At 37.8% G+C, this 15,831-nt stretch carries 12 protein-coding genes; 4 read left to right on the top strand and 8 right to left on the bottom strand.

Translation table 11 applies throughout. The features are described from left to right. Nucleotides 1–123: 123 nt before the first annotated feature. The 4 genes from AC2G3J_RS17205 to AC2G3J_RS17190 all read right to left on the bottom strand — a co-directional run bounded on the left by AC2G3J_RS17205 (nucleotide 124) and on the right by AC2G3J_RS17190 (nucleotide 7,092). Complete coding sequence (locus AC2G3J_RS17205; protein ID WP_483770363.1) at nucleotides 124–1,224, bottom strand: alpha-hydroxy acid oxidase; 1,101 nt, start codon at nucleotides 1,222–1,224, stop codon at nucleotides 124–126. A 62-nt stretch (nucleotides 1,225–1,286) separates the two neighbouring features. Beyond that, entirely contained in the window at nucleotides 1,287–1,970 is a 684-nt protein-coding gene (locus tag AC2G3J_RS17200) for a Fe2+-dependent dioxygenase (protein WP_336954559.1), read from the bottom strand. A 72-nt stretch (nucleotides 1,971–2,042) separates the two neighbouring features. Further along, nucleotides 2,043–4,382: a TonB-dependent receptor gene (locus AC2G3J_RS17195; RefSeq protein ID WP_483770362.1), complete on the bottom strand. Its 2,340-nt coding sequence runs from the start codon at nucleotides 4,380–4,382 to the stop codon at nucleotides 2,043–2,045. Between the two features lie 403 nt (nucleotides 4,383–4,785). Continuing rightward, entirely contained in the window at nucleotides 4,786–7,092 is a 2,307-nt protein-coding gene (locus AC2G3J_RS17190; protein ID WP_483770361.1) for a TonB-dependent receptor, read from the bottom strand. 431 nt (nucleotides 7,093–7,523) lie between these two features. Between AC2G3J_RS17190 and tig the strand changes: the two genes are divergently transcribed. The 4 genes from tig (at nucleotide 7,524) to AC2G3J_RS17170 (ending at nucleotide 11,916) form a co-directional block, all read left to right on the top strand. Continuing rightward, entirely contained in the window at nucleotides 7,524–8,855 is a 1,332-nt protein-coding gene (gene tig, locus AC2G3J_RS17185; RefSeq protein WP_004726530.1) for a trigger factor, read from the top strand. A gap of 188 nt (nucleotides 8,856–9,043) precedes the next feature. After that, the gene (gene clpP / locus AC2G3J_RS17180; RefSeq protein ID WP_004726532.1) at nucleotides 9,044–9,655 is read left to right on the top strand and encodes an ATP-dependent Clp endopeptidase proteolytic subunit ClpP; all 612 of its coding nucleotides are present in this window, start codon (nucleotides 9,044–9,046) and stop codon (nucleotides 9,653–9,655) included. Nucleotides 9,656–9,691: 36 nt separating this feature from the next. Beyond that, nucleotides 9,692–11,002, top strand: a complete 1,311-nt coding sequence (gene clpX / locus AC2G3J_RS17175) for an ATP-dependent Clp protease ATP-binding subunit ClpX (protein WP_483770360.1) — start codon at nucleotides 9,692–9,694, stop codon at nucleotides 11,000–11,002. A 164-nt stretch (nucleotides 11,003–11,166) separates the two neighbouring features. Next, nucleotides 11,167–11,916, top strand: a complete 750-nt coding sequence (locus AC2G3J_RS17170) for a DUF2846 domain-containing protein (RefSeq protein WP_336954563.1) — start codon at nucleotides 11,167–11,169, stop codon at nucleotides 11,914–11,916. Between the two features lie 60 nt (nucleotides 11,917–11,976). Here AC2G3J_RS17170 and AC2G3J_RS17165 read toward each other — a convergent pair whose 3' ends face one another. The 4 genes from AC2G3J_RS17165 to AC2G3J_RS17150 form a co-directional block, all read right to left on the bottom strand. Further along, a complete protein-coding gene (locus AC2G3J_RS17165) occupies nucleotides 11,977–12,510 on the bottom strand; it encodes a DUF2059 domain-containing protein (RefSeq protein ID WP_419328736.1) in 534 nt (177 codons plus the stop codon). 55 nt (nucleotides 12,511–12,565) lie between these two features. After that, nucleotides 12,566–13,099, bottom strand: a complete 534-nt coding sequence (locus tag AC2G3J_RS17160) for a DUF2059 domain-containing protein (protein ID WP_336954565.1) — start codon at nucleotides 13,097–13,099, stop codon at nucleotides 12,566–12,568. 10 nt (nucleotides 13,100–13,109) lie between these two features. After that, complete coding sequence (locus AC2G3J_RS17155) at nucleotides 13,110–13,658, bottom strand: hypothetical protein (protein ID WP_336954566.1); 549 nt, start codon at nucleotides 13,656–13,658, stop codon at nucleotides 13,110–13,112. A gap of 82 nt (nucleotides 13,659–13,740) precedes the next feature. After that, a complete protein-coding gene (locus AC2G3J_RS17150; RefSeq protein ID WP_004726542.1) occupies nucleotides 13,741–15,267 on the bottom strand; it encodes a fumarate hydratase in 1,527 nt (508 codons plus the stop codon). Between the last annotated feature and the right edge of the window lie 564 nt (nucleotides 15,268–15,831).

Genomic DNA, 15,831 nt, shown 5'->3' with positions numbered 1-15,831 from the left:
TCTAAACACTGATAACTTACAAATGGTTTAACTTGAGATTAATTCTAAAACAATTATCTTGGAAATAATTTCCTTAATTTGCATAAAAAATATCAGTTGAGAGAAAAATTTTCTTTGAATGTCTTAATCTTGAAAAATATATTCTTGATTGATTTCTTTTACGGTAGCTGTTCCCATTAATGCCATGGTAATTTCAAATTCTTCCTTTAAAATTTTAATCACATGGGCGACACCTAAAGCACCAGCAACAGAGAGCCCGTAGATCGCAGGACGGCCAATCAGCACCGCAGATGCGCCTAATGCCAATGCTTTAAATATATCTGTACCACGACGGATTCCACCATCCAAAAGCAAAGGAAAATCATGAGGAACAACGGCCTTAATTTTTGCTAAGGCGATCAGTGGGGAAATACTCGTATTGAGTACCCGCCCACCATGATTGGAAACGATTAAGCCTTTTACTCCGATTTCGACTGCTTTTTTTGCATCGAGTGGATGTAGCACACCTTTTAAAATTACAGGCAAATGGCTATGGGCAATTATAAATTCGATATCTGCCCATTTGGGTGCAATTTGCATTAAGCCATTGAATACTGGATGTTGATGCTCAGAAATTTCGGGTAGAGGAATGTGGGTGGGGGTATGGGGATGTAGCATGCCTTCTGGCAATTGGAAATTCACCCGACGTTCACGATCACGAATCCCTGTATGCGGTGAATCTACTGTAATCACAAGCGCTTTAAAATTTTGTTGTTCTGCGAGTCGAACTAAGGCCAATGATTTCTCACGATCACCTTGCCAATACAATTGAAACCATTTCAAAGGGTTTTCTTGTTTTAAACTTCGCATATCGGTATTGGTGAAAGTGCTCAGTACAATATTACTTTCTAAAACTTCGGCCGCTAGTGCAGCCGCAGCTTCGCCGTCAGGGTGGAACAATTGTTGATGCCCAATCGGTGCAAGAAAAATTGGATGAGGAAAATTTTGTCCTAAAATCTCACATTGGGTCGAGCCTTGAGTTAAGTCATTGAGCAGTCTTGGAATCAGTTGAATATTTTTAAATTGTTGTAAGTTTTCTTGAACACTTTGCTCATCCATCGCCCCACCTTGCAAATAGTGCCAAGTGTTTTCAGGCAGATGCTGTTCTGCTTGTTTCTCGTAATCCGCAATGGTCTGTAAATATGCTGGAATTTGAGTGAGTGGTGCTTGGATTTTTTTACTCATTTATTGATTGTCCAAATTTATACAAAACACTTTCATTACAATAATGACTTGCAAGCTAAAACTTATAAATCACTCCATTCACGTAGAAGGTTGTGATAGATCCCTGTAAGACTAATCACTTGCTCATGTGTAGCAGATAGCTCGATGGTCAGCTTTTGAATATTTTGATCTAAGTCAAAGAGAATTCGTCGTTGCGCATCGGATGATACAAAGCTTTGTACCCAAAAGAACGAGGCAATACGTGCACCCTCAGTGACTGGGTTGACCTGATGTAAACTGGTAGAAGGATAGACAATTGCATCGCCAGCTGGAAGTTTTACTTCTTGTGTACCAAAAGTGTCTTCGATCACCAGTTCACCGCCATCATATTCATCGGGATTGGTGAGAAAAACAGTGCAAGACACATCAGTTCTTAAATACTGATTGAGTTGAGGATGACGACGGATAGCATTATCAACATGCATGCCAAAGTTTCCGCCGTGTTGATAACAATTAAACAGCGGAGGTAAAAATGTTTTTGGAAGAGCCGCGCTAAAGAACAAAGGATTTGCATTGGCAGAATTTTGAATGATTTGTCCAAGTTCAAATGCTTGTTGAGAATCTTGAGCCAGTTGTAAATTATTTTTTAAATGCGCAGATTGATAGCCTGTTGTTACTTTTCCATCTGTCCACTCTGCTTGAGAAAGTGTCTGACGACAATGATTTAGTTCATCCAGACTAAGTAAATTTGGAATATGTAAAATCATGATTTTCTTCCCCAAAAAAGAAACAGCGCCTGATGAATCAGACGCTGAATTTTAACATAGATTGGCTAAATCTTAGAACTTATAGTTGATGTTGAATACGCCTTTGCGACCCTCACCAGGCATTGCCCAACCATTGTTACGGATATGGGTGTAGTACTTCTCATCACTTAAGTTTTGCCCCAATAATTGGAAACTTAAATCTTTGTTGTAGCTGTAGGTTACAGAAGCATTGTGAATCACATAATCTTCAGACTTGACCTGCGGCACAAGATTATTCGTCGCTGAACGTGTGCTTAAATACATTTCACCTTGATAGGTTAAGCCATAGCCAGCTTGCCACTGATCATTGAATTGATACGTTGTCCATAAGCTGCCTGAAATTTTAGGAACATTGACCAATTTGTCACCTTTTTGGAAGTCAGTATTCGGTGAACCATTGACTTTAGTTTGGTCGTATTCTCCTTCCATATAAGCAGCACTAGCGGTGATGTTCCATTTTGGCGTAATTTCACCAGCTAAACCAAGTTCAACACCTTGTACATAGTTTTTACCATCTAATTTGGCATCTGGTTGTCCAGGTATATCATTGGTTACACGGACTTTATCTTGTTCATTACGAAATACTGCGGCAGACACTAAGAAGTTAGGATGTGCTTGCCACTTTGCCCCCACTTCATAGGCAACTGCATTTTCTGGGTCTGTACTGCAAGAATTTGCTGTGATTGCATTGTTGGTAATAGTTTGAGAACAGCCACCACTTGCAGTATTTTGTACCGGCTTTTGAGCATTAGCATAAGACAAATAAAGACTGGTTGCTGGTGATGGTTTAAATGTCAAACCTGCATTATAGGAAATTAAATTATCAGACTGTTTATAGTTTTGACCACGAGTTACCGCTGCATTAGTTGTTGAAATAGTATCTGAACGATATTGACCGTCAGTATAATCATTACGCACACCAAGGTTAAGTAACCATTGTTCACCAAACTTTAAAGTATCAAACAAATACGCTGAATAAACATTTAAGTAGCCTTCAGCAACAGCTGTTTTACGGAAATTTGTTGGACCATGCCAAAAGTTATCTGGATTGTACACATCCATGTAAAGCGGGTTAGTAATAGAACTGCCTGCTGATGAACCATTTGAATTATATAAAAAGCCAGCTGTGGTAATCTCATAGTCTTCACGGCTAAAGCCAACCCCAGCAACAAGAGCATGATCGATAACCCCAGTTTTGAATTGCACATTGATGTTGGTGTCATTGGCAAATTGCTTATTATGGGTATCACGATAATAACCACGTGGACCAGAAATATAATATGAACCCTTTGGAACAGTAATCGTGGTTGTACCAGAAGTTACATTACAATTTTTATATCCAGTTTGGTTGGTATTGGTCAGTGCTGTTGGTGATGTGCCATCTGCTAAACAAAATGTTCCTTGTGGTGCAGAAACAGTTGCTTTTTGTTGAATATCACTATAACGAGTAATGGAGTTCAGTTTTGCGTTGGGACTGATCTCGCTTTCTACTTTAAATGTGACAACCTGATTTTCAATATCTTGTTGATCTAAGTTGCTATAGCCATAGTTATTTTTATCTGAAATCCCTTTGACAGGTTTGCCATTATAATAAGGAACGCCGTACTGTGGATCATTTTCATCTTTTTGATATAAGTAAGATAAAGTTGCCTTGGTCGTATCGCTGATTCCAAAAGTAACCGATGGCGCAATTCCCCAACGTTTCATTTCTTCATCACGACCCGCATAGGTGTTTTGATGCCCCATTATATTTAAACGAAATGCTAAATCTTCATCTACAACTTTATTAAAATCACCGGTAAAGCGTTTATAGCTATCTGAACCAAAACCTAAAGTAACTTCATTGCTGTCACGATTCTTAGGTGTTTTAGAGACTAAATTGACACCACCACTGATTTGTCCTACACCATTTTCAACAGAATTCGCACCTTTGATGATTTCAACAGCTTCATAGTTGAATAAATCAGAACGGTTGGTTAATGCTGCATCACGTAAGCCATCTACAGTTGTGTTATAGGTTGCATCATAACCCCGTAGGTTGATTTTATCGCCATAACCACCACCACCTTCGCCAGCACCAAAACTAATGCCTGGAGTTGTTGCAAGAGCTTGTTGTAGTGAAAGTAAGCCTTGATCTTTGAGTGCTTTTTCCGTGATGACCTGAACAGTTTTAGCGGTATCTAAAATGTTTTCTGTACGTTTAGTTGAAGATGTTTTTGCTGCTAAATATGCAGTATTTTGTTCTGCACGAGCTTGAATAGTAGGAAGTTGTACTGTTGTGTCTTCATTTGCTGCAAAAGCTAGGTTGGGTAAAGCAATTGCAAGTGCAACTGTTTTAACTTTTTTGTTTTTTACAGAGTATTTTTGAGCCATTTTTTGCGTCCATCGCAGGTTGTATCAAACTTACCCAATACTGCTCAGGAAACATCATGTCGCAATAATGGAGAAATTGTTAGGGTATGTAACCATTGTTGCGAATTCTAATGATAATTATTTTCATTAACAATAAGTATAAATGATTATTCATACGGAAAAACTGTTTAATCTATTAAATATAATTAAAGAAAACTATAGGGGATATGATTGATGGAGTTTGATCATATTGCTGAAATTTAAAGTATTTTTACTTTTTGGTAAAAAGTAACTATTGGAAGTTATAGAATTATTTTTTAGTGAGGATTAATAACAATGAGATTTATCTTTAATAAAAGACACAACGAGCTAAATTATCGGTAAAAAATGGCCCCTATGAGCAGGAGCCATTTCACTTTAATTTTTAATATTTAAAGTTTAAAGAAACTACAGCACTACGGCCTTCAGCTTCCGTTGCAAAGTGTGAAGAATATGCTTTTGTGAAATAACGTGTATCCGATAAGTTGTTTACGTTGAGTTGCACGTTTACATTTTTGTTTACGTCATACTTTGCCATAGCGTCGTAGCGAACATAGCCTGGAACAAATTTAGTATTTGCGGCATTGCCATAGACTTTATCCATTGCAACTGCACCTGCACCAAGTGTAACTTGAGGCAATACTTTATAAGTTGTCCAAAGCGTTGCAGAGTTTTTAGCAACATTCTGTACTTGGTTACCATTACTTGGATTAGACACGTAGTCATCACCTACTTTAGTGTAACCACCGTCAATAAGTTCGCTGTCTAGGTAGGTATAACCTGCCATTACTGCCCATTTGTCAGTGATATTGCCTGTTACACCAAGCTCGATACCATCAACACGAGTCTCACCAATGTTGCTTGTTGTACCTTCGGTTGTTGTTGCTCGAGTATTGGTTTTTTCTGTACGGAAAATTGCAGCCGTTAGGTTTAATTTCTTATCAAGTAAATCCCATTTGGTACCTAACTCGTAAGTTTTTACCTCTTCAGGTTTTAGATTTTCAATAGCTGCGGTAATACCTTCTGAACCATCACCACCATCGACGCCCACTGGGTTAGAAGATGTTGCATAGCTGGCATAAATTGAACCATTCTCCACAGGTTTAAATGTGATACCAGCTTGCCAGTTGATAAAGTCTTTATCGTTTTTGATAGAAACTTGATCACCTACATTCGCTGTTGGTTTTACAGCAGTCACAGCACTATTAAGTGCGCCATAAGTCATGGTTTGTTCAGTTTTATATTTATCCCAACGTATCCCTAAATCTAATAACCATTTTGGGTTAAGTTCAATATTGTCAAGAAAATAGACTGAAGTGTTTTTACTTTGAATATTATATTTATCAGCACCTTCAGTACTAATAGAACCATTCCATGAGCCACGGTTAGGATTTTGTACAGATGTACACCAACCTGAGCTAACAGCAACTGCATTACAAGAACTATTAATTGTACCAGTAGAGCTTAAACCATCAATAATATATTGAGTACGATCAGTTTCTTGATCTGAATATTCAGCACCCAAATTGAAACGATGTTTTAATACGCCAGTATTGAATTTACCAGTTAAAGATAGTTGATCTGTGAATGTATCTGTATTTGCTATACGAGAGTTTACGCGTGCCCAAACATTACCTGTTAAGGCACCTGTTTTTTTATCATAAAAATTACCTTTTGAATCATCTGGGTTAGTCCAGAGGTAATCATTTTTTGATTTATTGTAGACGGCAGTATTACTAATTGTTAAATCATCTGTTAAATCATGTTCTAATTTGATAGTACCTGATTGATTTTCTTGTTTTTGAAAATCACGATCAGCCCAACCATAATATGTACCTTGTTTAACATCTATTGGCTTACCATTGCCATTTAAACTAGCATTTGCATTTGTAGCTGCAAAGGGATTATTGTATGGGATGCCTGAATCTGGCGTGTCATCTGTTTTTAAGTAATAGTAGCTTAATGTTGCACGAGTCGCGGTGTCTAAGCCAAAAGTAATACTTGGTGCAATACCTGCACGTTTATATTCAGTACCATCGTCTTGACCAGCCTTTTCATTATGATGACCCATCACAGCAACTCGAGCAGCAATCCCATTACCAAAGTCTCTATTACCATCTAGGGTAATACGTTGGTAATCATCTGTACCACCCGCAACAGAACCTTCTAAAAAGTCTCCTTTTTTAGCGACTTTAGAAATCATATTGATGCTACCACCAGAAGTTCCAGCACCACCCATCGCTGACGCAGAACCTTTAGTGACTTCTACTTGCTCGATAGCAAACATTTCACGGTTTTGCGAAGTTGAGTTACGAACTCCATCAATATACATCGAACTTTCAGAGTTATAACCACGAATAAATGGACGGTCGCCATTTGGGTTACCACCTTCACCAGCGCCTAAGGTAATCCCAGGAACTGTACGTAAAGCATCACTCAATGTTGTTACTTGAGTATCTTGAATCAGTTGTTTTGAAATAACAGATACAGATTTAGGTGTATCCAAAAGTGGCGCAACAAATTTTGTATTGGCAGACTGATCTACTTTTAAACCTTGTTCAGTCGTTGCTTGTGCTTTAATTGTTGGTAGTTTTGCGATTTCGTCTTGAGCGATGGCTGACGTTGCAATAACTGAAAGAGATGAAGCGATTGCTGTAGTAACAATCTTTTTGCGTGATTTGATAAAAGACATACTTAAACTCACTAAGAGTAGTGCAAATTTGTATGCGAATAATAATGATTCTTATTGTTTATTTCATCTGTTTGAAATTGAATTTGTCGATAGTTCTAAAAGTTTATGATGAGAAAATGAATTGAAAATGTATTGAATTTTCACTTAACTTTTTGAATTTTATCTATTTAGCTTTATTTTTGGATATTTCAAAATGTAAATAAATTTATTCTATTGTCACTAAAGTATTTGAATTTGGTAAATTTCTCAAAATATGCGGATTTCTGCCTTTTGACTACAAAGAAGGGGATTTGTTTAAAAAAGCGACATAATGGGGAAATCCGTGACCGAAATAAAATGATTTACACAGGTGTTTTGTATATATTCAAATGTTGTCATATAATGTGGCACTTTTTGAAAAACTGTAATTATTAAATTCTATCGAGGAAGCCATGCAAGTAACTTCTGAAGCGGTTTCGGGCGTTGCCCGTCGTTTAAATGTATCTGTACCGACGAGCCGTATTAACGAGCAGTTTGAAGCTCGCTTGAAACGCACTGCCAAAACTGTGAAGATCAACGGCTTCCGTCAAGGTAAAGTGCCAGTAAACGTTGTACGTCGTGAATACGGCGCTGGTATTTACCAAGAAGTTGTAAACGACATCATTCGTGACACAGTATTTGAAGCAATTCAACAAGAAAAAATCAACGCTGTTGGTATGCCAAACATCGACAAAGTTGAAAACAAAGATGATGCTTTAGTTTATCAAGCTACAGTTGAAGTTTATCCTGAAGTTGAAGCTAAATTTGAAGGTCTTGAAGTATCACGTAAATCATCTGAAGTAACAGATAAAGACGTTGATGCAATGCTTGAAAACCTTCAAAAGCAACGCGCTGAATGGACTGAAACTAAAGGCATGGCTAAAAAAGACATGCAAGTAACTTTCGATTTTGAAGGTACTGTTGATGGTGAGAAGTTTGAAGGCGGTGCTGCTGAAGACTTTAAACTTGTTTTAGGTTCTGGTCGTATGATCCCTGGCTTCGAAGACGGTATCGTTGGTATGAAGAAAGGCGAAGAGAAAGTGATTGATGTAACTTTCCCTGAAGATTACCAAGCTGAAAACTTAGCAGGTAAAGCGGCTCAATTCAAAATCACAGTTAAACTTGTTGAAAAACAAAAACTTCCTGAAATTGATGCTGAATTCCTTAAAATCTTCGGTTTAACTGAAGAAGAAGGCGTAGAGAAATTAAAAGCTGACGTTCGCAAAAACATGGAACGTGAAGTAAAAAATGGCCTACGTAACCAAGTAAAAGGTGCAACTTTTGATGCACTTGTTGCTGCAAATGACGTAGAAGTTCCTGAATCTATGTTGGCTCAAGAAATTGATCGTCAACGTCAACAAATGATTCAACAATTTACTCAGCAGTTTGGTGCTCAAGGTGCTAAAGCATTTGACAGCAGCATGCTTCCTGATGAATTGTTCAAAGAACAAGCTGAAAAAGCAGTTAAACTTGGTGTATTGGTAAGCAAAGTATTGGCTGATGCTAAACTTGAAGTAGACCAATCACGTGTTGATGCTTATATCGAAGATATGGCTTCTTCTTATGAAGATCCGACTGAAGTGATCGAATATTTCAAAACTGATAAGCAACAACGTGCTCAAATCGAAGGCGTAGTGTTAGAAGATCAAGTTGTTGATCATATCTTAGCTGCTGCTAAAGTAACTGATGAAGTTGTTAGCTACCAAGATTTGTTAAAAGAGCAACAAGCGCGCCAACAAGGCTAAGTTGTTTGATCTAAAAAAGGCGCTTTGGCGCCTTTTTTTATGAGCTTAAACATGGATTTAATCATTCCATTCACAATACTTATGCAAAAAATATCTGATATTAAGTTGGGAATATTTTGCATTTTCAGCAATTATCCCTCATATTGTGAACATGAGTGAAGTAACAAGAATTCAGGAATAAATAACGTATGTATGTTCCATCAATTGAAAGCGCTTTGGTGCCAGTAGTCGTAGAACAATCTTCACGTGGTGAGCGTTCTTTCGATATTTTTTCACGTCTTTTACGTGAACGTGTGATTTTTTTAACTGGTGAAGTTGAAGACAACATGGCGAATCTTATTGTCGCGCAAATGCTGTTTTTAGAAGCTGAAAATCCAGATAAAGATATCCATTTATATATCAATTCACCTGGTGGTTCAGTGACTGCGGGTATGGCAATTTACGATACGATGCAATTTATTAAGCCTGATGTAGTGACCTATTGTATGGGGCAAGCTGCATCTATGGGGGCTTTCTTATTAAATGCTGGTGCAAAAGGTAAGCGTTATTGCTTGGAAAATGCGCGTGTGATGATTCACCAACCATTGGGTGGTTTCCGTGGTCAAGCATCGGATATTGAAATTCATGCACGTGAAATTTTATTCATCAAAGAACGTTTAAATCGTTTAATGGCTGAACATAGTGGTCAAGATTACGAAACTGTGGCTAAAGATACAGATCGTGATAATTTTATGACTGCACAGCAAGCAAAAGAATATGGTTTAGTGGATCAGGTATTAAGTAAACGACCTCAAGACTAAACATTTATAGATAAGATTTAAGAATTTGGAGTGAAAATGTCCGATCTTCCTCAAGGACAAAAGCATTGTTCATTTTGCGGTAAAACGCAGTCTGAAGTCGGTAAGCTGATTGCAGGCGAGGACGCATATATTTGTAATGAATGCGTGGATGTGTGCTTAGACTTAGTGCAAACGAGTCAACAGGTGGAAACAGGCGATTGGGCAACACGTCCATTGCCAAAACCACATGAAATTCGTGCGGCTTTGGACCAGTATGTAATTGGTCAAGACACAGCAAAGAAAACACTTTCAGTTGCAGTGTATAACCATTACAAACGTTTAAAAGTATCTCAGACAGGGCATAAGCCTAAAGATGCAGTTGAAATTGCTAAAAGTAATATTTTGCTGATTGGACCGACAGGTTCAGGTAAAACATTGCTAGCACAAACACTTGCACGTTTGCTTGATGTACCTTTTGCAATGGCGGATGCAACAACTTTGACCGAAGCTGGTTATGTTGGTGAAGATGTTGAAAACATTATTCAGAAACTTTTGCAAAAAGCAGATTACGATGTAGAAAAAGCACAAAAGGGCATTATCTACATTGATGAAATTGACAAGATTACCCGTAAATCTGAAAACCCTTCGATTACACGTGATGTGTCTGGCGAGGGCGTGCAACAAGCATTGTTGAAAATGATTGAAGGTACGGTTGCGTCAATTCCGCCTCAAGGTGGACGTAAACATCCACAGCAAGAGTTTATTCAAGTCGATACTGCAAATATCTTGTTTATCTGCGGTGGTGCATTCTCTGGTCTTGAAAAAGTTGTGCAACAACGTCAAGAAAAAGGTGGCATTGGTTTCACAGCAGATGTAAAGAATAAAGACGATAGTAAGAAAGTATCTGAATTATTCCGTCAAGTTGAAGCAGCAGATTTGGTGAAATTTGGTTTAATTCCTGAGTTTATTGGTCGTTTACCTGTGATTGCGACACTTGAAGAACTTGATCAAGACGCGTTGATGCAGATTTTAACTGAACCAAAAAATGCATTAACTCGTCAGTATCAATATCTCTTTGAGATGGAAAATGTAGACCTTCTTTTTGAAGATTCTGCTTTACGTGCGATCGCGAAAAAGGCGTTAGAACGTAATACAGGTGCGCGTGGTCTGCGTTCTATTTTGGAAAATGTATTGCTTGAAACGATGTATGACTTACCAAGCCGTTCAGACGTTGGTACTGTGATTATCAATGAAGCTGTTATCAACGATAAAGCTCAGCCAGAGTTTAAGCCTGAACGTCAACCCAAGCATGAAAATACTGAAGTTGAAAAAGTAGACTTGAAGGTGTTGGATACTAAGTCAGCTTAAAAGCTGGGTTTCGATTCATCCTCAGTGCAATTCATCTGAAACGTGCAACTAGCTTGACTATTTGCACGTTTTTTATTTTTAAATGGTCATTGAAATGTTAAGCTGGCTGTAGACAATAGGGTTTATTAAAAACGAAAATAAAAAATACGCGGTGAGGGAAAATCATGCGTTACATCGGTCTAGTCGTTTTGATCAGTTGTGGGTTGGCAGCTTGTCAAAGTCATCAATCTGTTGAACAGCAACCAGCAAAAGTTGTTTCAACTTTAGAGCCAATCGATTTCAAAAAAGAAGATTCGTTGGTTCATGAAAAGCTGGAACAATATAAAGTTGCATCATTTTCTACAGGGTCTTGGGTCAATCAAAAACCGGGGCAGTATTTTAAGCTGGTTAAACCTCAGAACCCTCAAGCTGCAATTGTGTATTTTTATCGACCTGATAGTCGTTGGAATAGACAAGAAATTATTCCAAACAATTTTTTTCTGAATGGTAAGAAAATTCCAAGCTTGATCAGTAATCATTACTACTGGATTGAACTGGCTGAGGGGGATTATAAGTTAAGTCTCAGTCGTCCATTAACTGTTTTTCATTTCCAGAAACCCAAAGTTGCTTACTTCTCAGTGGAAGCTGGCGGGCAGTATTTTGTCAAATATGAAGAAGAAAAGTTTCGCGGTGGGCCAAATGGTGAAGCTGGGTTATTGCGTGTAGGGCCTTTAATGCAAATGCCTACCCGACAAGGACTAAAAGAAATTTCAATGACTCAATTGAAGACACCTGGTCTTAATTTTGTCGCAGAAATGACTGCGGATGGACGATTGATCAAACCTAAAGAAAAAATCAAAGGTGAGCCATACAAAGTGAGTGATGACGTACATTTGGGGCAGCAGTTTAAACTTTGGAATCCAATGACTTGGTAATCTATCGCTAGATGCTGCTTGATATAGAAAAGAGAGCGAAGCTCTCTTTTCTTATTTGTTTTATTGAGTATTTGCAGACTTTTTTAAAGCATCTAATTTTTTAGTTACTTCTTTAAAATCTTCAGATGCATTTTGTACACTTTTAATCAGTTGGCTGTTCATGACTTTCATGGTTTCTTGAGCAACTTGAGGTGTTTTTTTCAAAATTGACTGTCCAATAGCACTTGAATAAAAATCAATTTGAGCTTGAACTTCTTCAGCACTGTATATGTCTTTATAAATCTTAAGATAAACGGGTTTGATTTGATCCCAAGCAACAGTTTTTTTACTTTGCTCATACATTTTGTCAGCAAGTTCATTTGCTACAATTTGTTCTTGTGGATTGAGCTGATCTTTTTTGACCGTCATTTGAATGATTTGATAAGCCTGTTGATCTAGCTGAGGACGAATCTGTTGTAATGTTTCTTGCAGCAGTTCATCAATATTCATGACTTTCAATAATTGTTGAACTTGTTGATCTGAAGCGGGCGCTGCAAAAGCAAAATTTGTGGTGATACATGCGCTTGCAAGTAGTAAGTGTTGGAATAATTTCATAAAATACCTATAGGATCCTGCTGTAATTAACATCATAAAATGATTGAGTGAAAGCTTAATCAACCTGAAGAATTGGCTTTAAAATCGTTTCCATTTTTTCCTTCAATGCTTTTTGATTTTCTACTTTCATCATTTTTTCTTGAGAAAACGTTGTGGTTTCTTGCATGACTTCTGTCATCAGGGTGTTCATCTTTTTATTGATAGATTGTCCAATCGGTGTACTTAAAAAAGCGATATTGGCTTGAACTTCTTCTTCTGTAAAGGTCTTTTTAAATAATGATTTAAACATGTTGAGATATTCGGGGTCAGTTACCAGCTGTTGTTGAAGATCACTATACAGCGCACTAATTTGTAGTGCTGCATTTTGTTGATCGATATTCAATGTTTGGGCACCCGTCACTTGGCGGACAAGTGCTTCTGCTTGATCGTCAAAGTAAGGTTGCATATCGCGGGTACTTTGTTTGAAAATCTCTGAGATATTGGAAAGTTGCATCAACTTGTCGACACTTTTATCTGTTGCTGGAGATGCAAAACTTGACACTGTGATGCAGCATAAACTTAAAGTTAAAACGAACTGCTTAATTTTCATAGGTTTTCCTTTATTTATTTTCATCTAAATGATGCAGTTGCTGAATAATTTCTCCAATTTTATTGCGATATTGTTGGATAAATTGAGGGTCATTGACTGCCTTATGAATAGCAGCATTGCTTTCTATGAATATTTCTGTGTCAATATTGGCAAGTTTTGTGTACAGCTCTTGGCTCAACCTTTTATCACGCTGATAGAGCATTTCAATTTCTTGAGAACTTAACGATTCTAAAAGAATTTGTTTGGTTTGAGCGATAAATTGTGGATCTCGGAGAATATTTTCTGGTATTGCCTGATAAATTTCTACAATTTGAGGGATGATTTGTTTTTCTTCATCAGTGAGTTCTATTGTACTTAATCCGTTTTTGATTAAATCTTCTGCTTGATTTTGATAAATCCTTTTTGCACTTTCATTGTATTGTAGGCGCCATATCTGATTGATAATAATACCTTGCGCTAGTCGGTCAACGACGTCACTATCTGTGTTTGAAGCAAAACTTTGAATAGAGATCAAGCATACAAATAACCCAGGAAAAAAAATATATTTTATAAAGTTCATGATCTGACTCAAAATAAAAAGCACTCTAATCATAGAGTGCTTTTTAAGTGATGCTCAAGCTTAATCTAAGCTTTAGATCAGATTATTGTGCAACAGCATCAACCACTGGGATTTTACCAATTTTGGCTTGCCAGATTTTAGGTGCAGTCGCATGAATAGAAGTACCATTGACATCAACTGCAACAGATACAGGCATGTCTTGTACTTTAAATTTGTAAATAGCTTCCATACCTAAGTCAGCAAATGCAACAACTTCTGCTTCACGAATGGCTTTAGATACTAAATAAGCAGCACCACCAACAGCCATCAAATAAGTCGCCTTATTATCTTTGATCGCTTCAACAGCAGCAGGACCACGATCCGCTTTACCAATCATACCGAACAAGCCAGTCGCTTCAAGCACTTGACGTGTGAACTTATCCATACGAGTTGCTGTTGTTGGGCCAGCAGGGCCTACCACTTCATCGCCTACAGGGTCTACAGGTCCTACGTAGTAAATGAATTTACCTTTAAGATCTACAGGTAACTGTTCGCCTTTATTCAACATATCAACCATGCGTTTATGCGCGGCATCACGACCTGTATAGATAGTACCGTTTAATAATAAAGTATCGCCCGGTTGCCATGAGTTCATTTCTTCCTGTGTGATATTGTCTAAGTCAACACGTTTAGATGTTGAGGTATCCCAAGTCACTTCAGGGTAATCAGAAAGTAAAGGCGCTTGAATATGTGCAATACCTGAACCGTCTAACTGGAAATGAGCGTGACGTGTTGCAGCACAGTTTGGAATCATACCCACTGGTTTACCAGCAGCATGACAAGGGTAGTCTTTGATCTTGATATCAAGCACTGTGGTTAAACCACCAAGGCCTTGTGCACCGATACCCAATGCATTTACTTTTTCAAAGATTTCAATACGCAGTTCTTCGATTTGGTTCTGAGGACCACGACGAAGTAACTCGTCCATATTGATTTCTTCCATGAGCGATTCTTTTGCAAGCATCATGGCTTTTTCAGCAGTACCACCAATACCAATACCGAGCATACCAGGAGGGCACCAACCCGCACCCATCGTTGGTACAGTTTTAAGTACCCAATCTACGATCGAATCAGAAGGGTTAAGCATTGCCAGTTTAGATTTATTCTCTGAACCACCACCTTTCGCTGCAACAGTAATATCGACTTTATTGCCTGGAACGAGTTTGTAGTGAATTACAGCAGGTGTATTGTCTTTAGTATTTTTACGACCAAAAGCAGGATCTGCTAAAACTGAAGCGCGGAGTACGTTGGAGTTTTCTAAGTAACCTTGGCGGACACCTTCGTTGATTGCATCATCTAAGCTCATGGTTAAATCAAATTTAACATCTAAGCCCACGTCAACAAATACGTTAACAATACCAGTATCTTGACAGATTGGACGATGACCTTCTGCACACATACGTGAATTAATTAAGATTTGTGCAATAGCATCCTTTGCAGCTTGGTTCTCTTCACGATCATAAGCACGGCTCATCGCTTGGATAAAGTCTTGTGGATGATAGTACGAAATGAACTGAAGCGCGTCCTTGACCGATGTGATCAAGTCATCTTGTTTGATAATAGTTGTCATATCAAAAATCTCTTGAGCGGGCTGTTAGCTAGCGGGCTAAATTATACGTGATATTGCTTGTTTTGTGGTGGCTTAGATCTAATTTCAGCCTAAAGTTTTATGATTTTATTTGAGAAACTCAGCTTATATTTTGGTTGATCAAGTCAACTTTTCTACTTTATATATATTCAACCTGTCAAAAAACTTAGATACATAAATATATTTCTCTTAATTAGTATTGTTAATTACATCAATTGAATGGAAAAATAAATTGTTTGATTATAAAAAGCTTGCAATGCCACACCTTACATTCAACGTTTAAATGCCTTTGCGTAGGTGATGCCTCACTTGTCGTAGGGGATGTCAAACCTTGCGCTGCAAACAAAGCCGTGCTTTGTTTTTGCTCATGGGTGAGGGGTACGTCCTGTATCCCCGCCCACGGCGACATCCATGTCGTCCCACGCTAGGATAACTATCTAGAATTCAAAAATACAAAAACTTATTCATTGCCAAAACTTCTAAAGTTCATACAAAAACAGGGTAATTCTCCCTTAAAATAATTGAACTTAAAAGGAGACAATCGAA

Source organism: Acinetobacter legionensis, assembly GCF_057165765.1.
This window is presented reverse-complemented; position numbering and strand designations above follow the sequence as displayed.

Bases quoted from the DNA above. Each gene is read 5' to 3' on its own strand.
- AC2G3J_RS17205 (WP_483770363.1), bottom strand. From the start codon at position 1,224: ATGAGTAAAAAAATCCAAGCACCACTCACTCAAATTCCAGCATATTTA.
- AC2G3J_RS17200 (WP_336954559.1), bottom strand. From the start codon at position 1,970: ATGATTTTACATATTCCAAATTTACTTAGTCTGGATGAACTAAATCAT.
- AC2G3J_RS17195 (WP_483770362.1), bottom strand. From the start codon at position 4,382: ATGGCTCAAAAATACTCTGTAAAAAACAAAAAAGTTAAAACAGTTGCA.
- AC2G3J_RS17190 (WP_483770361.1), bottom strand. From the start codon at position 7,092: ATGTCTTTTATCAAATCACGCAAAAAGATTGTTACTACAGCAATCGCT.
- tig (WP_004726530.1), top strand. From the start codon at position 7,524: ATGCAAGTAACTTCTGAAGCGGTTTCGGGCGTTGCCCGTCGTTTAAAT.
- clpP (WP_004726532.1), top strand. From the start codon at position 9,044: ATGTATGTTCCATCAATTGAAAGCGCTTTGGTGCCAGTAGTCGTAGAA.
- clpX (WP_483770360.1), top strand. From the start codon at position 9,692: ATGTCCGATCTTCCTCAAGGACAAAAGCATTGTTCATTTTGCGGTAAA.
- AC2G3J_RS17170 (WP_336954563.1), top strand. From the start codon at position 11,167: ATGCGTTACATCGGTCTAGTCGTTTTGATCAGTTGTGGGTTGGCAGCT.
- AC2G3J_RS17165 (WP_419328736.1), bottom strand. From the start codon at position 12,510: ATGAAATTATTCCAACACTTACTACTTGCAAGCGCATGTATCACCACA.
- AC2G3J_RS17160 (WP_336954565.1), bottom strand. From the start codon at position 13,099: ATGAAAATTAAGCAGTTCGTTTTAACTTTAAGTTTATGCTGCATCACA.
- AC2G3J_RS17155 (WP_336954566.1), bottom strand. From the start codon at position 13,658: ATGAACTTTATAAAATATATTTTTTTTCCTGGGTTATTTGTATGCTTG.
- AC2G3J_RS17150 (WP_004726542.1), bottom strand. From the start codon at position 15,267: ATGACAACTATTATCAAACAAGATGACTTGATCACATCGGTCAAGGAC.